The sequence below is a fragment of the Micromonospora sp. CA-248260 genome, assembly GCF_050942205.1.
GTDB lineage: Bacteria > Actinomycetota > Actinomycetes > Mycobacteriales > Micromonosporaceae > Micromonospora > Micromonospora antibiotica.
The window spans coordinates 2,258,666-2,279,022 of record NZ_CP192021.1; the positions used below are offsets into that span (position 1 = coordinate 2,258,666).

Below are 20,357 nucleotides of genomic sequence, written 5' to 3' on the forward strand. Positions count from 1 at the left end.
TACGCCCACCCCCTCGACCGCTCAGGCCAGGCCCGCCCGGCGCAACGCTTCGGCCATCGCGTCGTTGGCGGGTGCCGGTGCGGAGCCGCCCCGGCCCTGCCGTTGCTGCGACCCGCCCGGGACCCGCCCTGTTGCTCCCGCTGGCCGCCGGACCCGCCTGTCCCGCTGGACCTGCCCGCGCCGCCTGCCCCGCCGGACCTGCCCGCGCCGCCGGACCCGCCCGCGCCGCTACGCCGGCCGCCCGGCGCGTCACCGCGCCCGCCCTGGAGGGCACCGCGTTCGCGACGCTGCCCGTCGGCCGCCGGCCGGTCACCGCCGGTCGGCACCTCGTCGTCCAACCGCAGCGTCAACGAGATCCGCTTGCGCGGCACGTCCACGTCGAGCACCTTGACCCGCACCACGTCACCGGACTTCACCACGTCGCGCGGGTCCTTGACGAAGGTGTGCGACATCGCCGAGACGTGCACCAGGCCGTCCTGGTGCACGCCCACGTCGACGAACGCGCCGAACGCGGCCACGTTGGTGACCACACCCTCCAGCAGCATCCCGGGGGTCAGGTCGCCGATCTTTTCCACCCCCTCGACGAAGGTGGCGGTGCGGAACTCCGGTCGCGGGTCCCGGCCGGGCTTCTCCAGCTCGGCGAGGATGTCGGTGACGGTGGGCAGGCCGAAGGTGTCGTCGACGAAGTCGGTGGCCCGCAGCCCGCGCAGGATGGCCGACTTGCCGATCAGCGAGCGCAGGTCCTGCCCGGTGCTGGCCAGGATGCGGCGCACCACCGGGTACGCCTCCGGGTGCACGCTGGACGAGTCGAGCGGGTCGGTGCCGCCGGGGATGCGCAGGAAGCCGGCGCACTGCTCGAAGGCCTTCGGGCCGAGCCGGGCCACCTTCTTCAGCTCGGCACGGGTGCGGAACGGCCCGTTGGCGTCCCGGTGCAGCACGATGTTCTCCGCCAGACCCGCGCCGATGCCGGAGACCCGGGTCAGCAGGGGAGCGGAGGCGGTGTTGACGTCCACCCCGACGCCGTTGACGCAGTCCTCCACCACCGCGTCCAGCGAGCGGGACAGCTTCACCTCGGACAGGTCGTGCTGGTACTGGCCGACGCCGATCGAGCGCGGGTCGATCTTGACCAGTTCGGCCAGCGGGTCCTGGAGCCGCCGGGCGATGGAGACCGCGCCACGCAGCGACACGTCCAGGGTGGGCAGCTCCTGTGAGGCGTACGCGGAGGCCGAGTAGACCGACGCGCCGGCCTCGGAGACCATCACCCTGGTCAGGCCGAGCTGCGGATACCGCGTGATCAGGTCGGCGGCGAGCTTGTCGGTCTCCCGGCTGGCGGTGCCGTTGCCGATCGCGACCAGCTCCACCTGGTGCGCCCCGGCCAGCTTCGCCAGCGTCTCGATCGAGGCGTCCCACTGCCGACGCGGCTCGTGCGGATAGATCGTGTCGGTGGCGACCACCTTGCCGGTGGCGTCCACCACCGCCACCTTCACCCCGGTGCGCAGGCCCGGGTCGAGACCCATGGTGGCCCGGCTACCGGCGGGGGCGGCGAGCAGCAGGTCGCGCAGGTTGGTGGCGAAGACCCGGACGGCCTCCTCCTCGGCCGCCTGCCACAGCCGGGTGCGCAGGTCGGCCCCGAGGTGGATCAGGATCCGGGTACGCCACGCCCAGCGCACCGTGTCGGCCAGCCACCGGTCGGCGGGCCGCCCCGCGTCGGTGACACCGAACCGGCCGGCGATGGCCGCCTCGTAGCGGGTCGGGCCGGTCGGCGGGGCGTCCGGGTCCTCCTCGGCGTCGGGGGCCATGGTGAGGTCGAGCACGCCCTCCTTCTCGCCCCGGAACATCGCCAGGATGCGGTGCGAGGGCAGCTTCGGGTACGGCTCGGCGAAGTCGAAGTAGTCGGCGAACTTCGCGCCGGCGGCCTGCTGCCCGTCGCGTACCCGGGAGACCAGCCGGCCCCGCGACCACATCTGCTCACGCAGGGTGCCGATCAGGTCGGCGTCCTCGGCGAACCGCTCGATGAGGATGGCCCGCGCCCCGTCCAACGCGGCGGCGACGTCGGCCACCCCACGCCCGGCGTCGACGAACCCGGCGGCCGTCTCCTTCGGGTCCCGGGTGGGGTCGCCGAGCAGCGTGTCGGCCAGCGGCTCCAGCCCGGCCTCCCGGGCGATCTGCGCCCGGGTCCGCCGCTTCGGCTTGTAGGGCAGGTAGATGTCCTCCAGGCGGGACTTGGAGTCGGCCGCCATGATCTGCGCTTCCAGCGCCTCGTCCAGCTTGCCCTGGCTGCGGATCGACTCCAGCACCGCGGCCCGCCGCTCGTCCAGCTCCCGCAGGTAGCGCAGCCGCTCCTCCAGGGTGCGCAGCTGGGCGTCGTCGAGCAGGCCGGTGGCCTCCTTGCGGTAGCGGGCGATGAACGGCACGGTCGCGCCGCCGTCGAGCAGCTCCACGGCCGCCCGCACCTGGCGCTCGGCGACGCCGAGCTCGTCGGCGATCCGCTGATGGACTGACTGGGTCACGATGTTGATCCGCCTTCGTTTCGGGTTCCCTGCTGCATTCTGCCGCCCACCCCCGACGCCGTGCGCCACCCCCGCCGCCCACCCCGTCGCCGGGCCGGCCGCACTGCCGTCGCAGCCCCACCGTTCCCGGCCCCCGGGCCGGCCTGCCGCGCCCTGGTGGCCCGTCGCCCTGGTGGCCCGTCGCCCTGGTGGCCCGTCGGCCCGGGAACCCGTCGCGTGCCGCCGTGCCGGTCGGCCCGCTGCGCTAGCGTGGCGATCATGGAGCAACCTGCGGATCCGCGTGCCCGTCGCCTCTTCGGCGGCAGTGCCCGAGCCCTCGGTGACCTCGCCGCGAGCCCGTTCCGGGCCGACCGGGACCGGATCGTGGCCTCGCCCTTCTTCGCCCGCCTCGGTGGGGTGACCCAGGTGATCAGCCCGGTCGGCTCCGGACTGCTGGTGCACAACCGGCTCACCCACAGTCTCAAGGTGGCGCAGGTGGCCCGGGCGATCGCGGAGCGGTTGACCGCCGACCCGACCCAGCGGGACCTGCTGGAGAAACTGGGTGGCTGCGACCCGGACGTGGTGGAGGCCGCCGCCCTCGCCCACGACCTCGGTCACCCGCCGTTCGGGCACCTGGGGGAGCGGGTGCTGGACCGGTTGGCCCGGCAGCGGCTCGGGCTGGCCGACGGATTCGAGGGCAACGCCCAGTCGTACCGGATCGTCACCAGCACCGAGATCCGGGGGGCCGCCACCACCGGTCTCGACCTGACCGCCGCCGTGCGGGCGGCGATGCTGAAATACCCGTGGACCCGGCTGGACCACCCCGACCCGCACCCCCGGCACCTGCGTCCCGCCCCCCGAGGCGCCGCCGCCCCACCGGACGACCCGGACAGCGGCTCGGCGAAGTTCGGCGCGTACGGCACGGAACTGGCCGACCTGCGGCAGGCCCGCGCCCCGTTCACCGGGCGGATCGCGCAGTGGCAGCAGACCGTCGAGGCGTCGGTGATGGACACCGCCGACGACATCGCGTACGCCATCCACGACGTGGAGGACTTCTACCGGGTGGGGGTGCTCCAGCAGGGCACCGTCGCCGCCGAGCTGATGGCCTGGCAGCGGGAGGGCGGGCACCTGCGCGCGGTCACCGACCCGGCGTTGGCCGGTGCCGCCCGCCGGCCCGGCACGGCGATCGAGGCGCTGCGTCGGCAACTGCACCGCAAGGACGCCTGGATCGCCGACGACGACGCATTCGCCGCCGCCGTCGAGCACGTCCGCGAGGAACTGGTGGACGGGCTGCTGGCGTTGCCCTTCGACGGGTCGATCGAGGCGGAACAGTACGTGGCCCGGTTCTCCGCCCGGTGGACCACCCGGCTGGTCGACGCGATCACGGTGACCGCCACCCCGGACGTGCGCTCCGGCCACGTGCAACTGGCCCCGGCGCAGTGGCACGAGGTGCAGGTGCTCAAGTTCGTCCACCACCGCTTCGTGCTGGCCCGCCCCGACCTGGCCCTGCACCAGCGGGGCCAGGCCCGCCTGCTGGACACCCTGGTCGACGCGCTCTGGCAGTGGCTGCTCGACCCCGAGGAGGAGTCCCGGCTGCCCCGCCGGCTGCCCGACCTGGTCGAGCTGGCCGAGGCGGAGCTGCACCCGCGTACCCCCGACCGGATCGGCCGGGCCCGCGGCCGGGCCATCGTCGACTTCGTCGCCCAACTCACCGACGGTCAGGCCGTGGCGATGCTGGACGTCCTGTCGGGTCGCTCCGGGGCGCTGTGGACCGACGCCTTCGTGCTCTGAGCGGCGGGCGGTGGGCGCGCGTCAGGCGATCGTCTGCCACCAGCCGTCGACCGGCGGCGGGTCGGCCACCACCACCCGCTCGCCGGGCCGGGGCACCGCCAGCCGCACGCCGTGCGCCTTGGCCTCGGCCCAGAGCCGGTCCACCGGCTCGGACCAGTCGTGCAGGGCCAGGTTGAAGGTGGCCCAGTGCACCGGGACGAGCAGGTCGCCGCGCAGGTCGAGGTGGGCGGCGACGGCCTCCTCGGGGAACATGTGGATGCCCGGCCAGGCCCGGTCGTACGCGCCGATCTGCATCAGCGTCACGTCGAACGGCCCGTGCTCCGCGCCGATCTCGGCGTACCCGTCGAAGTAGCCCGAGTCGCCGGTGTAGAAGACCTTCCGGTGCGCCCCGGCGACCACCCACGAACTCCACAGCGTGCCGTCACGCCGCAGCCCCCGGCCGGAGAAGTGCTGGGCGGCGGTCGCGGTGATCTCCAGGCCGCCGACCCGGTGCCCCTGCGACCAGTCCAGCTCGACGATCCGGTCCTCCGGCACCCCCCACCGGTCGAGGTGCGCGCCGACGCCCAGCGGCACCAGGAACGGCGCCGACTGCCGGCGCACCAGCTCCCGGACGGTTGCCATGTCGAGGTGGTCGTAGTGGTCGTGGGAGATCAGGATCGCGTCGACGGTGGGCACCTCGTCGAGGCGTACCGGGGGCTCGTGCAGCCGCTTCGGCCCCACCGCGGCCGACGGCGAGCAGCGGTCGCTCCACACCGGGTCGATCAGCACCCGGTGCCCCTCGATCTCGACCAGGGTCGAGGCGTGGCCGTACCAGACGATGCCCAGCTCACGGTCGACGTCGGTGGTCGGGGCCGGGGCGGGCCGCACCAGCGGGACCGGGGCGGTGGGGCGGCGACGCTGCTGGCCGAAGAGCAGCTCCCGGAGCAGGTTGCGGCCGGGGTCGCCGCCGGGCATGGTGCGGGTGGCCACCCGGTTGTGGAAGGTCCCGTCGCGGAACTGCGCCGACCGGGCGGCCCGTTGCGCGCGTGCGCCGGTCAGCCGGCCGCCCAGCGCCACCGGCACGTCCCGCGCCGTCCAGGCCAGGCCGGCGACCGCCGCCAGCCCCGCCACCTGCCACAGCCGACCGCCGAGCCTCCGCTCGACCGCGCGTTGCGCTGGTTGCCCCATGTGTCGTCCCCCTCGCCGGTGTCCCGCACTACACGGTAGTCACCACCGGCGGCTCCCGCCCACGCCGACCCTCGGACCGCCCCCGCTTCCCCGGGCCGGTCGGTGGGGGACGGGGCCGGGGGCGGCCCGGACGCCGGGCCGTGGGAGGTCCGGGTGGCGGGACGGACGGCAGGGCCGGTCAGCCGCCGTTGCTGGGTCGTTGCCGGGCCACCCGGTGCCGGGGCGCGTCCGCGGTGCCCCTGAGCTGCGCGGTGGCGTCCAGGAGGAACCGGCCGAGCCGGGCCCGGGCCTGCACCACCGGGTGGGTGGCGCCGAAGTTGTCCCGGTCGGCCTGGCCGTCGGCGAAGAGGACGTAGGTCAGCACGGCCGCCCCGGTGGTGTCGAAGACCACACCGGCCTCGTGCCGGGCGTCGACGAACCAGCCCGCCTTGGTGGCCACCCGGGCCCGCTCCGCCGAGGACATGGTGCGCCGGATGCCGTCGGTGAAGGCGACCGGGGCGCGCAGCAGCTTGAGTACGAGGGCGGTCGACGACGGCGACAGCAGGGTGCCGGCGACCAGGGCGCGCAGCAGCGCGTGCGTCTCCCGGGCGGTGCTGGTGCCCAGATAGAACCGGTGCGGGTCGGACAGCGGCTGCACCTGGGTGTTGGGGAAACCCTTGGCGGCCAGGGTGCGGTTGATCTCGGCGGCCGGGCAGACCAGACCGCACAGCCGCGACGCGGTGTCGTCGGAGACGGTGAGCAGGTTGGCCAGCACGTGCCCGACCGTCACCGAACTGGGGTAGGCGGTGTCCAGGACGAAGATGCCGTCACCGCCGGGCACCACGGTCGAGGCGGCCACCTCGACCCGCTGGTCGAGGGTGAGCAGCCCTCGGTCGATCTTGTCGAGCACTGCGACGGCCACCGCGATCTTGTTGACGCTGTACGCCTCGACCCGCCGGTCGGCGGACTCGGAGACCGCGACCAGCGGGGTGACCCCGTTCTCCAGGCTGAGGTGGACCTGCCAGTTGCCGCCGGTCAGCGACTTCTCCCGCTGGAAGGCCGCAGCGATCCTCGGGGCGACGAGCTCGGGGCTCGCCGCAGGGGCAGCGGACTTGCCGGGGCGGCCGGCGGCCGATGCCGGTGTGCCGACGAGTACCGCCCCGGCCGTGGCGGCCGTGCCGAGACCCAGCGCCGTCCTGCGGTTCACCCTGCTGGTCACGTCTCTCCCGTCGAGCGGTGCCCCGGAGCTGTCTCCGGGGCACCACTCTAGGTGGGCGGACCGGCCCGTGGGGGGCTGCTCACCGCCGCCGACGCCGGGCCGCCCCACCCGCCGCGAGTGCCGTCCCGACCGCCAGCGCCGTCCCCGCCGCGACCGCCGCCCCCGCCGCGACCGCCGTCGCCGCCCGGCCGGTCGGGGCACCGGCCCGGCGCAGCAGGTCGGACAGCTCCGGCAGCCACCCGCCGCGGACGGCCGCGCCCGCCGGGTCCGGGGAGAAGACGACGCCGTCGTGCGGGGCGACCGGCTGCCCGGTCAGCCCGCCGCGCCGCATCAACGGCCCGACGAGCGCGTCGTAGACGCCCGGCAGGAGGGTGAAGCCACCCCGCATGAGCAGGTTGACCCGGCCCACCGACACCTCCCGGCGGGGCCGGTCGGCCAAGCGCGCGACGGCCCGGGCCACCCGCTGCGGGGTGGTGATCGGCAGCGGTGGCCGGCCGGCCCGCCCCAGGTAGTTCGCCGCCCGTTGGTAGACCGGGGTGTCCACGCTGCCCGGGGTGACCAGGCAGACGTGCACCCCGGGCAGGTCCCGGGCCTCCTGCTGCACCGAACGGACCAGCCCCTGAAGGCCCCACTTGCTGGTCACGTAGCCGCTCATGTAGGGGGCGGTGACGTGCCCGAGGACCGAACCGGTGAGGATCAGGGTGCCCCCGCCGGCCGCCCGGAAGCGGCGCAGCGCCACCCGGACGACGCCGGCCGCGCCGAGCAGGTCGGTGCGGACCACCTGGTCGAAGACCTCCGCCGGGATCTCCTCGAACCGGCCGTACGCCATCACCGCCGCGGTGTGCACCCACACGTCGATCCGACCGAACTCGCGTACCGCCGTGTCGGCCAGGGCGTCGAGCGCGTCGGGGTCGGTCACGTCGGTGGGCACCGTGCGTACCCGGTCCGCGCCGGCCGCACGGCACTCCCGGCGTACCTCGGCCAGGCTGGTGGGGGAGCGGGCGGCGAGGACCAGCCGGTCCCCGCGCCCGGCGAACTCCCGGGCCGCCGCGCGGCCGATGCCGCTGGTGGCACCGGTGACCACCACCACCCGACTCACGGAGCCAACACGACCTTGACGCAGCCGTCCTCCTTCTTCTGGAACATCTCGTACGCCTTCGGCGCGTCCACCAGCGGCACCCGGTGGGTCCGCAGGTCCTCCACGCCCAGCGGGTCGTCGTCGCCGGACAGCAGCGGCAGGATCTCGTCGGTCCACCGGCGTACGTGGCACTGACCCATCCGCAGTTGGATGCCCCGGTCGAACATCTCCATCAGCGGCATCGGGTCCCCCTCGCCGCCGTACACCCCGGAGATCGAGACGGTGCCGCCGCGCCGCACCGCCTTGAGGGCGGCCTTGAGCACGGTCAACCGGTCCACACCGACCTTGTCGATCATCTTCTCGGCCAGCTTGTCCGGTAGCAGCCCGGCGGCGTGCTGGGCCAGCTTGCCGCTGGTGGAGCCGTGCGACTCCATCCCGACCGCGTCGATCACCGCGTCCGGGCCGCGCCCGTCGACCAGGTCGACCAGCGCGCCGGGCACGTCGTCGAGCTGGCTGACGTCGAGCGTCTCGATGCCGTGCCGGCGGGCCATCTCCAGCCGCTCGGGCACCAGGTCCAGCCCGATCACCCGGCCCGCGCCGAGGTGCCGGCCGATCCGGGCGCAGAACTGCCCGACCGGGCCGAGGCCGAACACGGCCAGGGTGCCACCGGGCGGGGTGTCGGCGTACCTCACCGCCTGCCAGGCGGTGGGCAGGATGTCGCTGAGGTACAGGTAGCGCTCGTCGGCCCCGGTCTGCGGGATGACGATCGGGCCGAACTGCGCCTGCGGGACCCGCAGGTACTCGGCCTGCCCACCGGGGACCGAACCGTAGAGGGAGGTGTAGCCGAACAGCGACGCGCCCTTGCCCTCGGCGGTCACCTGGGTCGTCTCGCACTGGGCGAAAAGCTGCCGCTCGCACATCCAGCAGTGCCCGCAGGCGATGTTGAACGGGACGACCACCCGGTCGCCGGGCTTGAGTCGGGTCACCCCGGAGCCGACCTCCTCGACGACGCCCATCGGCTCGTGCCCGAGGATGTCACCGGGCTTCAGGTACGGCCCGAGCACCTCGTACAGGTGCAGGTCGGAGCCGCAGATCGCGGTCGAGGTGATCCGGACGATCGCGTCCGTCGGCTCCTCGATCCGGGGGTCCGGGACCTCGTCCACCCGGACGTCGCGCTTGCCGTGCCAGGTCAGTGCCTTCATCGCTGAGTCCCCTCGCCGTGCCGTCGAGGGGTCTGCTACCCGAGCGGGGACGCTTGAACCGGCCACCGGCCAGCCAAGGTCGGCGGCCCACCGAGCCGTGATCGTCCCCTGCCCCGGCCCCTGCCCTGATCGTCCCCTGCCCCGGCCCCTGCCGTGATCGTCCCCTGCCCCGGCCCCTGCCGTGATCGTCCTGGACCACCGCCGTGATCGTGCTCGGTCCTTGCCCGTGGTCGTCCCCGGTCTCCGTCGTGATCGCGCTCGATCCTGGATGTAGTGGCCTCATGGCGTGCGGAGGCCACTACATCCAGGATCGAGCCCGCAGCCCGCAGCCCGCAGCCCGCAGCCCGCAGCCCGCAGCCCGCAGCCCGCAGCCCGCAGCCCGCAGCCCGCAGCCCGCAGCCCGCAGCGCGGGGCGTGGGGCCCGGAGCGCGGGGCACGCTGGGTGTGGGGCGTGGGGCGTGGGGCGGAGGCGTGGGGGCGGGACGGAGCGACCGCCGCACCCCTCGGTCGGGGGTGCGGCGGTCGGAGGGTCCGGAGGCGGCCGGTCGGACCGTCGGTGGGGTCAGGAACCGGGGGTGTCGCCGCGCTTGGCGGTGGCGGTGAGGTAGTCCCGGTTGAGCCGGCCGATGGTGTTCAGCGGGATGCCCTTGGGGCAGACCGCGGTGCACTCGCCGGCGTTGGTGCAGCCGCCGAAGCCGGCCTCGTCGTGCGCGTCGACCATGCCGATCACCCGGGTGTAGCGCTCCGGTTGGCCCTGCGGCAGCAGCGACAGCTGGGTGACCTTGGCGGCGGTGAAGAGCATGCCGGAGCCGTTGGGGCAGGCCGCCACACAGGCCCCGCAGCCGATGCAGGCGGCGGATTCGAAAGCCGCGTCGGCGTTGGCCTTGGCCACCGGGGCGGCGTGCGCCTCGGGGGCGCTGCCGGTCGGCGCGGTGATGTAGCCACCGGCCGCGATGATCTTGTCGAAGGCGTTCCGGTTGACCACCAGGTCCTTGATCACCGGGAACGCGCGGGCCCGCCACGGCTCGATGTCGATCGTCTCGCCGTCTTTGAACTGCCGCATGTGCAGTTGGCAGGCGGTGGTGCCGCGCTGCGGGCCGTGCGCGTCCCCGTTGATCATCAGGCCGCACATGCCGCAGATGCCCTCGCGGCAGTCGTGGTCGAACGCGACCGGCTCCTCCCCGGAGAGGATCAGCCGCTCGTTGAGCACGTCGAGCATCTCCAGGAACGACATGTCGGGGGAGACGTCGTCGACCGGGTAGGTCACCATCCGCCCCTTGTCCTGGGGGCCGGACTGACGCCAGATGCGCAGGGTCAGGTTCACTTGTAGCTCCGCTGCGTGGGGTGGACGTACTCGAACTTCAGGTCTTCCTTGTGCAGCACGGCCGGCTCACCGGTGCCGGTGAACTCCCAGGCCGCCACGTAGGCGAACCGGTCGTCGTCGCGCTGCGCCTCACCGTCGGGGGTCTGGTGCTCGGCCCGGAAGTGGCCGCCGCAGGACTCCTCGCGGTGCAGGGCGTCGATGCACATCAGCTCGGCCAGCTCGAAGAAGTCGGCCACCCGACCGGCCTTCTCCAGCGACTGGTTGAGCCCTTCGCCGTCGCCCGGCACCCGGACCCGCTGCCAGAACTGCTCCCGCAGTGCCCGGATCTCGTCGATGGCCTTGCGCAGCCCGGCCTCGGAGCGCTCCATGCCGCAGTGCTCCCACATGATCTGACCCAGCTCCCGGTGGAACGAGTCCACCGTCCGGTCGCCGTTCACGGCCAGCAGCCGGGCGATCCGGTCCTCCACCTCGCGCCGGGCCTGCACCGCCGCCGGGTGGCTGGCGTCGACCTTCTCCCGGGGCCCGGACGCCAGGTAGTGGGCGATCGTGGTGGGCAGCACGAAGTACCCGTCGGCCAGGCCCTGCATCAGTGCCGACGCGCCGAGCCGGTTCGCGCCGTGGTCGGAGAAGTTGGCTTCACCGATGACGAACAGGCCGGGGATGGTCGACTGGAGGTCGTAGTCGACCCACAGCCCGCCCATCGTGTAGTGCACGGCCGGGTAGATCCGCATCGGCACCTGGTACGGGTCCTCGCCGGTGATCCGCTCGTACATCTCGAACAGGTTGCCGTACTTGGCCTCGATGGCCTTGCGGCCGAGCCGGTCGATCGCGTCGGAGAAGTCGAGGTAGACCCCGAGCTTGGTCGGCCCGACGCCCCGGCCCTCGTCGCAGACGTTCTTGGCGGCCCGGGAAGCGATGTCCCGGGGGACCAGGTTGCCGAACGACGGGTAGATCCGCTCCAGGTAGTAGTCCCGCTCGTTCTCGGGAATGTCCCGGGGGGCGCGGTCGTCGTCCTTGTTCTGCGGCACCCAGACCCGGCCGTCGTTGCGCAGCGACTCGCTCATCAGGGTCAGCTTGGACTGGTGGTCGCCGGAGACCGGGATGCAGGTCGGGTGGATCTGGGTGTAGCAGGGGTTGGCGAAGTACGCGCCCTTGCGGTGCGCCCGCCAGCTGGCGGTGACGTTGCAGCCCTTGGCGTTGGTGGAGAGGTAGAAGACGTTGCCGTAGCCGCCGGAGGCGAGCACCACCGCGTCGGCCATCTCGGTGCTGATCTCACCGGTGACCATGTCCCGCACCACGATGCCCCGTGCCCGGCCGTCCACGACGACCAGTTCCAGCATCTCGTGGCGGGTGTGCATCTCCACGTTGCCCAGGCCGATCTGCCGCTCCAGCGCCTGGTACGCGCCGAGCAGCAACTGCTGGCCCGTCTGGCCCCGGGCGTAGAAGGTGCGCTGCACCTGCGCGCCGCCGAAGGAGCGGGTGTCCAGCAGCCCGCCGTACTCGCGGGCGAACGGGACGCCCTGGGCGACGCACTGGTCGATGATGTTGACCGACACCTCGGCGAGCCGGTGCACGTTCGACTCGCGGGAGCGGAAGTCGCCGCCCTTGACCGTGTCGTAGAAGAGCCGGTGCACCGAGTCGCCGTCGTTGCGGTAGTTCTTGGCCGCGTTGATGCCGCCCTGGGCGGCGATCGAGTGTGCCCGGCGCGGGCTGTCCTGGTAGCAGTAGCTGCGGACCCGGTAGCCCTGCTCGGCGAGGGTGGCGGCGGCGGAGCCACCGGCCAGGCCGGTGCCGACCACGATCACCGTCATCTTGCGCCGGTTCGCCGGGTTGACCAGCTTGGCCTCGAAGCGGCGGGTCTCCCAGCGCTTTTCGACCGGGCCGTCGGGAGCCAACGTGTCGGCGATCGGCTCGCCCTCGGTGAAGAGTTCCATGTCAGGACACCAATCCGGTGAGTACGGCGAACGGGACCACCAGGTAGCCGGCGCAGAGCACGACGGCGAAGACCAGCGCGGCGGTACGGGCCCGGCGCTCGCCCCGGGGGGTCTGCTGGCCGAGGCTGCGCAACGCGGAGAACACCCCGTGCCGCAGGTGGAAGCCGACGGTGACGATCGCCAGCGTGTAGAACAGCGTCACGTACCAGCGGTCCGGGGCGAAGTCGGCGACCACGTTGCCGTACGGGTTGCTGGCGTCGCCGACCGGGTTGAGGGTGCCGGTGGTCAGGTCCAGGATGTGGTAGATCACGAAGAGCAGGATGATCACGCCGCCCCAGCGCATGGTGCGCGCGGCGTAGCTGCCCTGGACCTTCTTGCGGTGGGCGTAGCGCACCGGGCGGGCGGCGCGGGCCCGGACGGCCAGCACGGTCGCCGCCCAGATGTGCCCGAGTACGGCCACCACCAGCGCGGTGCGCAGGATCCACAGGAACCAGACCCCGGGCAGCAGCGGCTTGCCGATGTCGCGCAGCCAGTGGGCGTAGTGGTCGAACGAGGTCTCGCCGGTGAACACCTTGAGGTTGCCGAGCATGTGGGCGACGAGGAACAGCACGAGCATGATGCCCGTCACCGCCATGACGGCCTTGAGACCGACGTTCGAGCGGATGGGCGACCGAGTTTTCGTGATTACCACCTGACCGACGCTAGGAGCCCTGCAATCAGTCGTCCAATGCATCGACCTCGCAGTCTCGATAGCCATAAGCTATGAAGATGCAGCTCCATCAGCTGAGGTACTTCGTCGCGGTGGCTGAAGTACGACATTTCACCCAAGCCGCCGACCTCGTCGGCATAACCCAGCCGTCGTTGAGTAAGCAAGTTCACGCTCTGGAGACCGCCCTCGGCGCCCCCCTGTTCGAGCGGGTACGCGGCAACATCGCCCTCACCGCCGCCGGTGAGGTGCTGCTGCCGTTGGCCAAGCGCATCCTCGCCGACGTCGACACCGCCACCCGGGAGGTGCAGGAACTGGTCGGCCTGCGCCGGGGCCGGGTCCGGCTCGGGGCCACCCCCAGCCTGGCCACCTCGCTCGCCCCACCGGTGCTGCGCCGGTTCCGCGACGCCCACCCCGCCGTCGACCTGCGGGTCGAGGAGGGCGGCTCGCAGGACCTGGTCCGCGACCTGCTGCGCGGCGACCTCGACCTCGCCCTGATCATCATGCCCGCGCAGGGGGCCGACCCCGGGCTGCGGGTCGACCCGATCCTGCGGGAGAGCCTGGTGATCGCCTCGGTGGAGCCGCTGCCCGCCGCCCTGGTCAGCGGCGAGTTGCGGATCACCGACCTGCGCGACCAACCGCTGGTGATGTTCCGCGAGGGCTACGACCTGCGCGACGCCACCATCCAGGCGTGCCGGGAGGCCGGCTTCGAGCCCACCTTCTCGGTCGACGGCGGCGAGATGGACGCCGTGCTCAGCTTCGTCGAGGCCGGCCTGGGCATCGCCCTGGTGCCGGGCATCGTGGTCAGCCGCCGCCCCGGCATCCGGGTCACCCGGCTCGCCCCGCCCGGGGTGCGCCGGACCATCGCGGTGGCCCGCCGCCGCGACGTGGTGCCCACCCACGCCGGGCGGGAGCTGCGCCGCATCCTGCTCGACTACGTGCACGCGGCCACCAGCACCAGCGACCTGCCGCCGGGCGTGGAACCGCTGCCCTGATCAGCGCCCCTCGGCGTCGTCCATCGCGCGGTAGATGCGCTGCTCGGAGACCGGATAGGGGGTGCCGAGGGCCTGCGCGAAGACGTTCACCCGCAACTCCTCGATCATCCAGCGGATCTGCCGCACCGGGGCCGAGGCGCGGCGGGTCGGGGGCAGCCCGGCCACCAGGTCCCGGTACTCCTTCTGCACCGTGGCGATCCGGTCCTGCTGGGACTTGTCCCGCTGCGGGTTGGCAGTCAGCCGGTCCAGTCGGCGCTCCATCGCGGTCAGGTAGCGCAGCAGGTCGGGCAGGCGCGCGTAGCCGGTCTCGGTGATGAAGTCCTTGTGCACCAGGCCGGTGAGCTGCTGGCGCAGGTCGGCCAGGGCGGCCACCACGGCCAGGTTGCGGGTCGCGCCGAGGCGCTGCTCCACCGCGTACGCGGCGGCGAGCACCTGGCGGACCCGGCCCATCACCTCCACCACCGTGTCGACCAGGTCGGCGCGGACCCGGTCACGCAGCGCGGCGAAGCCGTCGGCGTCCCAGGCCGGCCCGCCCGCGTCGGCGATCAGCTTGTCGATGGCGGCCCCGGCGGCGTCGGCGATGAGCTGCTGCACCCCACCGTGCGGGTTGCGGCTCAGCGCCAGCTTCGCCTCGTTGCTCAGCCGCCCCTGGAGGAACTGCGCCGGTGACGGCACGGTCAGCCGCAACAACCGCCGGGTGCCCGCCCAGTGCGCGGCGGCCTGCTCCGCCTCGGAGTCGAAGACCTTCACCCCGACCGTCGTACCCTCGTCGACCAGCGCCGGGTAGGCGGTCACCGCGTAGCCGGCCCGGACCTGCTCGATGGTGCGGGGCAGGGTGCCGATGGTCCACCCGGTCAGCCCGGTCCGGGCCACCTCCGGTGCGGCGGCGGCCACCACCTGGCGTACCTCCTGGCGGAGCTGGCGTTGCAGGGCCGGCAGGTCCTTGCCCTCGGCGACCGGCTTGTCGGCGTCACCGATCACCCGGAACGTCACCCGCAGGTGCGGCGGCAGCTTCGCCGGCTCCCACGCCTCCCGGGGCACGGTCACCCCGGTCATCCGGCGCAGCTGCCGGCTGAGCGCGTCCAGCAGCGGCTCCGCACCGGGGGTGATCGCGGCGAGCGCCGCGCGGGCGTGGTCCGGCACCGGGACGAAGTTGCGTCGGATCGGCTTGGGCAGCGACCGGATCAACGCGATCACCAACTCCTCGCGCAGCCCCGGCACCTGCCAGTCGAAACTCTCCGCCGGCACCTGGTTGAGCAGCGGCAGCGGGATGTCGACGGTGACGCCGTCGGTGGCGGCCGTCGGGTCGAAGGTGTACGTCAGCGGCAGGGTCACCCCGTCGGCCTGCCACTCGTCCGGGAAGTCGGCCTCGTCGACCCCGCCACGCCCGGCGTTGACCAGCACCTCCCGGGTGAGGGTGAGCAGGTCGGGCTGCTCGTGCCGGGCCTTCTTCCACCAGGCGTCGAAGTGTCGCCCGGAGACCACGTCGGCGGGGATGCGCTGGTCGTAGAAGGCGAAGATGCTCTCGTCGTCGACCAGGATGTCCCGGCGGCGGGCCCGGTTCTCCAGCTCCTCGATCTCGGTGCGGAGCTTCTCGTTGTCCCGCCAGAACGGGTGGTGGGTCTGCCAGTCCCCCTCGACCAGGGCGTGCCTGATGAACAGCTCCCGGCTCAGCGCCGGATCGATCCGCCCGAAGTTGACCTTGCGGGAGGTGACCAGCGGGACGCCGTACAGGGTGACCTTCTCGTAGGCCATCACGGCGGCCTGCTTCTTCTCCCAGTGCGGCTCGCTGTAGCTGCGCTTGACCAGGTGCTGGGCCAGCGGCTCCACCCACTCCGGCTCGACCCGCCCGGCGACCCGGCCCCACAGCCGGGAGGTCTCCACCAGCTCGGCGGCCATCACCCAGCGCGGCGGCTTCTTGAACAGCGCCGAGCCGGGGAAGACCGCGAACTTCGCCCCCCGGGCGCCCAGGTACTCGTGCTTCTGGGCGTCCTTGAGCCCGATGTGCGACAGCAGGCCGGGCAACAGCGACTGGTGCACCTTCGGGGTGTCGATCTCCTCCGGCAGGTCGGCGGCCGGACCGCGCCGGCCCCCGTCGGGCGGGGCCTGCGTCGCGCCCCGCCGCCCCCGCCGCCCGTCACCCTGTTCCGGGGTACGCAGCACCTGGCGCAACTGGGCGACGATGTCCTGCCACTCGCGTACCCGCAGGTAGTTGAGGTACTCCGCCCGGCACATCCGGCGGAACGCGCTGGACGACAGCTCCCGCTGCTGCTCCCGCAGGTAACGCCACAGGTTGAGGAACGACACGAAGTCCGATTCCTTGTCGGCGAACCGGGCGTGCGCCTGGTCGGCCTGGGCCTGCTTCTCCGCCGGCCGCTCCCGCGGGTCCTGGATCGACAGCGCGGCGGCGATCACCAGCACCTCGGTGGCGCAGCCGTTACGCTCGCCCTCGATCACCATCCGGGCCAGCCGGGGGTCGACCGGGAGCTGGGCCAGCCGACGGCCCAACGGGGTGAGCCGCCTGGCCGGGTCGGCCTCGGTCGGGTCCAACGCGCCCAGCTCGTGCAGCAGGTTGACCCCGTCGGTGACGTTGCGCCGGTCCGGTGGGTCGATGAACGGGAACGCGGCGAGGTCACCGAGACCGATCGCGGTCATCTGGAGGATCACCGAGGCCAGGTTGGTGCGCAGGATCTCCGGGTCGGTGAACTCCGGCCGGGAGGCGAAGTCCTGCTCGTCGTAGAGCCGGATGCAGATACCGTCGGAGGTCCGGCCGCAGCGGCCCTTGCGCTGGTTGGCCGACGCCTGGGAAACCGGCTCGATGGGCAGCCGCTGCACCTTCAACCGGCTGGAGTAGCGGGAGATCCGGGCCGAACCCGGGTCCACCACGTACTTGATGCCGGGCACGGTCAGCGAGGTCTCCGCGACGTTCGTGGCGAGCACCACCCGGCGACCGGGGTGGGCGGCGAAGACCCGATGCTGCTCGGCCGCCGACAGCCGGGCGTACAGCGGCAGGATCTCGGTGCCCAGCAGCGAGCGTTTCGACTGGGTCAGCTTGCCCAACGCCTCGGCGGTGTCCCGGATCTCCCGCTCCCCACTGAGGAAGACCAGGATGTCGCCCGGCCCCTCGGCGGCCAGCTCCTGCACCGCGTCGCCGATCGCCTGGATCTGGTCGCGGACGTTCTCCTCGTCGTCGGCCCCGTCCTCGTCGCCCTCGGCGACCTCGACCAACGGCCGGTAGCGCACCTCCACCGGGTACGTCCGCCCGGACACCTCGACGATCGGCGCGGGCCGGCCGTCGGCGTCGGCGAAGTGCTCGGCGAACCGGGCGGTCTCGATCGTCGCCGAGGTGATGACCACCTTGAGGTCGGGCCGCTGGGGGAGCAGTTGCCGCAGGTAGCCGAGGATGAAGTCGATGTTGAGGCTGCGCTCGTGCGCCTCGTCGATGATCAGGGTGTCGTACTGGCGCAGCATCCGGTCGGTCTGCAACTCGGCCAGCAGGATGCCGTCGGTCATCAGCTTGACCAGGCTGCGGTCGCTCACCTGGTCGGTGAAACGGACCTTGTAGCCGACCACGTCCCCCAGCTCGGTGCCGAGTTCCTCGGCGATCCGGTCGGCGACCGTCCGGGCGGCCAACCGGCGGGGCTGGGTGTGCCCGATCAGCCCGGTGATCCCACGCCCCAACTCCAGGCAGATCTTGGGCAGCTGGGTGGTCTTGCCGGAGCCGGTCTCACCGGCCACGATCACCACCTGGTGGTCACGGATCGCGGCGGCGATGTCGTCGCGGCGCTCGCTGACCGGCAACTGCGCCGGATAGGTGATGCTCGGCACGGCGGCCCGCCGGGTGGCCAGCCGGGCCTCCGCCCGGGACACCTCCCCGGCGATCTCGACCAGCGCCTCGTCGCGCCGCTGCGGGTCACGCAGCTTGCGTACCCCGTCCAGCCGACGCTGGAGGCGGCGCTGGTCGCGGAACATCAGCGGGGTGAGACGGCGGTGCAGCTCACGGGCGGACACGGCATCGGCGGGCGCGGCGGGGCCGGAGGCGGTTGGATTCTGCATGTCGTCGCCAAGGATAGGCAGCCCGCCGCCGGACCGCCCCCGGGTTACGCCTCCCGGGCTACGCGCCGCCTCCGCCGTGTGGATGTGGTCCGGGTGGCGGTCTGTTGCGGGGCGGCCCCCGGGTAGCGGCTTTCGGGCGCGGCGCCGCGCCCACCGTCGGGTGCCTCCGGTCCGGGCAGGTCACGGTGTCAGCGCGCCGACGGGTCACGGCGTTGCGGGCCGAGGGGGTCGAGACGCAGGTCACGGTGCTGCGGGCCGGGCGGTCCAGGTGTCGCCGCGTCCGTCGGAGCGCTGCCCGGGAAACCGGCCGTCGCCGGGCTACGCTGACCGCCGGACGACGCGACACGGGGGGCTGCCGGATGACGACGACGATGCTGGACACCGACCGCGCACTGGTCCAGGCGGCCACTGCGGTCGCCAAGCTGCGCTGCCGCAGCGACAACCACTCCGTCGCGGCGGCCGCCCGGACCGCCGACGGCCGGGTGTTCACCGGGGTGAACCTCGCCCACTTCACCGGCGGCCCCTGCGCCGAGCTGGTGGCCCTCGGCGCCGCCGCCACCCAGGGGGAGACGGAACTGGAGACCATCGTCGCCGTGGGCGACCGGGGGCGCGGGGTGCTCCCGCCGTGCGGACGATGCCGGCAGGTACTGCTCGACTACCACCCGGGCATCCAGGTCATCGTCGGGCCGATCGACGCGCTGCGGAAACTGCCGGTGACCGACCTGCTGCCGGACAGCTACGTCTGGGCCGACCAGCAGCTGGATGCGTCGGCGATCGTGCGGACCGGGCAGTGGCCGATGCCGACGGTCCCGGCCAGCCGGCCCGCCTCGGAGGACTGACCCGGCGTCGAGCCCCGATCCCTCCCGGTCCCGGCTTCTCGGTGTGGAGCCCCTGTTCTCTACTCCTCGGTCCTTGGCGTCAACCCGTGGGCCGATTCTTGGTGTCGAACCGTGGGCCGATCCTTGGCGTCGCTGGACTCGGTGGAGGCGTTCCTGCGCGGTCTTCTCGGCTGGCGCGAGTTCCTCCGGCAGCTACCCGTCGGCCGCTCCTTGGTGTCGAACCGTGGGTCCTCGGTGTCGACGTCGGGGTCTCGATCCGTCAGGGCAAGCGTGACGCATGACGTCTCCGGCGATGTCTGGAAGATCCGCGTCGGCATCGCCAACAAGATCCTCGATGCCCTGGCCAGCACCTGACGGACTGATCCACCTCGCCCGCCCTCCGAAGTAGGACGGGCCTCCTCCCCGGACCCGGGTCTCCTTCCTTGGCACCAGGGGCCCTGCCCCGAACCCTGGGGGTCCTTGCTCGGCACCGTGGCCCCTTCCCTGACACCTGGGCCCCTTCCCCGGCACCGGGTGCGTCTTTTCCGACCGCAGTTGGAGGCCACTACATCCTGGTTCGAGCACGATCTTGCGCCGCGCGGACCCGCATCCTCGGCCTCGCTACGCCGGTCCCCGTGGTACCGAGTCCAGGGGGCGTCCGCGCGGCGGGATGGGCGGGGTGGTGAAAGCCAGCAGCGTCCGAGCCTCGACGCTGCTGGGGGGTGCGCTGCTGGGTGGGCCGGGGGAGGGTGGTCGCGGTGGGTCGGTGGGCTGCCGGTGGGCGCTGGCCGGTCCGGGTGGGCTCTGCTCCTCCCGGACCGGCCGTTGCCCGGGATCAGGCGGCGGTGGACCAGATGGCGCGGAAGGCGGCGGCCTCGCCGGCCAACCACTGCTCCACCTGTGCCGACTTGACGTGCTCGGGTGTCCGGTGCGCCACCCCCCGCCGCACGTCGACCAGGACCGGCTCGGCGTGCGGCAGCACCGCGTCCATGTGCCGGGCCATCAGGTGCAGGGTGGCCAACGCCGCCTCCTCGCTCGGCGGGGTCTCGTCGAAGTGCAGCCGGACCGCCTCGGCGTGACCGTCGGCGTACCGGATGCCGAAGTGGGGGTTGATCTTGACGGGTAGGTCGCCGAGCATCGCGAGGGCGTCGCGGGTCTGCGCCAGGTCGATGCCGGCCGGCTCGCCCAGCGACTCCAGCCAGGCCGTCGCGCCGGGCACCAGTGCCTGGTAGAGCGGACGCCAGCGCGGCTTGACCACGTCGGCCACGCCGGCCAGGTGGGTGCCGCCGGTGTGGAAGGCGATGTCGGCCTTGAGCGCCTTGACGAACTGGCCGTGCGGGTTGAAGCCGTGCCGGCTGGCTCGCTGCTTGCGCAGCCCGCCGACGAAGCTTGCCTTGGTGGGCCCGGTGCGGTCGACGTACCGGGTGAAGCCGAGGAGGGTGGCGTACGGCGTGAGGGGGGCGTTGACGGGCGCGGTCACGAGCGTCCTCCCAGGTCAGGAACTCGATTAGTACATACATTCTAATCGACGGGTGTGACATCTCCCAGGGTCTGGAGGGGGGTTCTCTTGTCCTGTCCAGTCGAGCCTTGCGGTGTCCA

The 20,357-nt window shown here is 72.9% G+C and carries 13 protein-coding genes and 1 pseudogene; 4 read left to right on the forward strand and 10 right to left on the reverse strand.

Annotated features, from left to right (window positions below):
- Positions 1-21: 21 nt before the first annotated feature.
- Positions 22-2,510 (reverse strand): annotated as a pseudogene (locus ACQP2H_RS09855) (Tex family protein).
- Between the two features lie 258 nt (positions 2,511-2,768).
- On the opposite strand from ACQP2H_RS09855, the gene ACQP2H_RS09860 reads away from it, so the two are divergent.
- Entirely contained in the window at positions 2,769-4,280 is a 1,512-nt protein-coding gene (locus tag ACQP2H_RS09860) for a deoxyguanosinetriphosphate triphosphohydrolase family protein (RefSeq protein ID WP_363821065.1), read from the forward strand.
- 21 nt (positions 4,281-4,301) lie between these two features.
- Here the strand turns inward: ACQP2H_RS09860 and ACQP2H_RS09865 are convergent, their stop codons facing one another.
- From ACQP2H_RS09865 to ACQP2H_RS09895, 7 genes are all read right to left on the reverse strand, one after another.
- On the reverse strand, positions 4,302-5,447 hold the full coding sequence (locus ACQP2H_RS09865) for an MBL fold metallo-hydrolase (protein ID WP_433232249.1): 1,146 nt from the start codon (positions 5,445-5,447) through the stop codon (positions 4,302-4,304).
- Positions 5,448-5,625: 178 nt separating this feature from the next.
- Complete coding sequence (locus tag ACQP2H_RS09870; RefSeq protein WP_219469364.1) at positions 5,626-6,645, reverse strand: serine hydrolase; 1,020 nt, start codon at positions 6,643-6,645, stop codon at positions 5,626-5,628.
- A 79-nt stretch (positions 6,646-6,724) separates the two neighbouring features.
- On the reverse strand, positions 6,725-7,744 hold the full coding sequence (locus ACQP2H_RS09875) for an SDR family NAD(P)-dependent oxidoreductase (protein WP_433232253.1): 1,020 nt from the start codon (positions 7,742-7,744) through the stop codon (positions 6,725-6,727).
- A complete protein-coding gene (locus tag ACQP2H_RS09880) occupies positions 7,741-8,925 on the reverse strand; it encodes a zinc-dependent alcohol dehydrogenase (RefSeq protein ID WP_357535985.1) in 1,185 nt (394 codons plus the stop codon). The genes ACQP2H_RS09875 and ACQP2H_RS09880 overlap by 4 nt, the downstream gene beginning before the upstream one ends.
- A 562-nt stretch (positions 8,926-9,487) precedes the next feature.
- Positions 9,488-10,249, reverse strand: a complete 762-nt coding sequence (locus ACQP2H_RS09885; protein WP_208568989.1) for a succinate dehydrogenase/fumarate reductase iron-sulfur subunit — start codon at positions 10,247-10,249, stop codon at positions 9,488-9,490.
- The gene (locus ACQP2H_RS09890; protein ID WP_219469374.1) at positions 10,246-12,183 is read right to left on the reverse strand and encodes a fumarate reductase/succinate dehydrogenase flavoprotein subunit; all 1,938 of its coding nucleotides are present in this window, start codon (positions 12,181-12,183) and stop codon (positions 10,246-10,248) included. The genes ACQP2H_RS09885 and ACQP2H_RS09890 overlap by 4 nt, the downstream gene beginning before the upstream one ends.
- 1 nt (position 12,184) lies before the next feature.
- A complete protein-coding gene (locus tag ACQP2H_RS09895) occupies positions 12,185-12,817 on the reverse strand; it encodes a succinate dehydrogenase cytochrome b subunit (RefSeq protein ID WP_244252958.1) in 633 nt (210 codons plus the stop codon).
- A gap of 128 nt (positions 12,818-12,945) precedes the next feature.
- On the opposite strand from ACQP2H_RS09895, the gene ACQP2H_RS09900 reads away from it, so the two are divergent.
- Positions 12,946-13,884, forward strand: a complete 939-nt coding sequence (locus tag ACQP2H_RS09900; RefSeq protein WP_208568987.1) for a LysR family transcriptional regulator — start codon at positions 12,946-12,948, stop codon at positions 13,882-13,884.
- Here ACQP2H_RS09900 and hrpA read toward each other — a convergent pair whose 3' ends face one another.
- On the reverse strand, positions 13,885-17,940 hold the full coding sequence (hrpA, locus tag ACQP2H_RS09905; protein ID WP_363821057.1) for an ATP-dependent RNA helicase HrpA: 4,056 nt from the start codon (positions 17,938-17,940) through the stop codon (positions 13,885-13,887).
- Between the two features lie 359 nt (positions 17,941-18,299).
- Between hrpA and ACQP2H_RS09910 the strand changes: the two genes are divergently transcribed.
- Both ACQP2H_RS09910 and ACQP2H_RS09915 read left to right on the forward strand, forming a co-directional pair.
- Positions 18,300-18,779: a cytidine deaminase family protein gene (locus ACQP2H_RS09910; protein ID WP_208568985.1), complete on the forward strand. Its 480-nt coding sequence runs from the start codon at positions 18,300-18,302 to the stop codon at positions 18,777-18,779.
- A gap of 141 nt (positions 18,780-18,920) precedes the next feature.
- Positions 18,921-19,133 carry a hypothetical protein gene (locus ACQP2H_RS09915; RefSeq protein ID WP_219469380.1) on the forward strand — a complete coding sequence of 71 codons (213 nt, stop codon included), beginning with the start codon at positions 18,921-18,923 and terminating at the stop codon, positions 19,131-19,133.
- Positions 19,134-19,593: 460 nt separating this feature from the next.
- Here the strand turns inward: ACQP2H_RS09915 and ACQP2H_RS09920 are convergent, their stop codons facing one another.
- Positions 19,594-20,238, reverse strand: a complete 645-nt coding sequence (locus ACQP2H_RS09920; RefSeq protein WP_208568983.1) for a hypothetical protein — start codon at positions 20,236-20,238, stop codon at positions 19,594-19,596.
- Positions 20,239-20,357: the final 119 nt, after the last annotated feature.

Excerpts from the sequence above, each read along its gene's own strand:
- ACQP2H_RS09860 (WP_363821065.1), top strand. The coding sequence starts at position 2,769 with ATGGAGCAACCTGCGGATCCGCGTGCCCGTCGCCTCTTCGGCGGCAGT.
- ACQP2H_RS09865 (WP_433232249.1), bottom strand. The coding sequence starts at position 5,447 with ATGGGGCAACCAGCGCAACGCGCGGTCGAGCGGAGGCTCGGCGGTCGG.
- ACQP2H_RS09880 (WP_357535985.1), bottom strand. The coding sequence starts at position 8,925 with ATGAAGGCACTGACCTGGCACGGCAAGCGCGACGTCCGGGTGGACGAG.
- ACQP2H_RS09890 (WP_219469374.1), bottom strand. The coding sequence starts at position 12,183 with ATGGAACTCTTCACCGAGGGCGAGCCGATCGCCGACACGTTGGCTCCC.
- ACQP2H_RS09895 (WP_244252958.1), bottom strand. The coding sequence starts at position 12,817 with ATGGCGGTGACGGGCATCATGCTCGTGCTGTTCCTCGTCGCCCACATG.
- ACQP2H_RS09900 (WP_208568987.1), top strand. The coding sequence starts at position 12,946 with ATGAAGATGCAGCTCCATCAGCTGAGGTACTTCGTCGCGGTGGCTGAA.
- hrpA (WP_363821057.1), bottom strand. The coding sequence starts at position 17,940 with ATGCAGAATCCAACCGCCTCCGGCCCCGCCGCGCCCGCCGATGCCGTG.
- ACQP2H_RS09910 (WP_208568985.1), top strand. The coding sequence starts at position 18,300 with ATGACGACGACGATGCTGGACACCGACCGCGCACTGGTCCAGGCGGCC.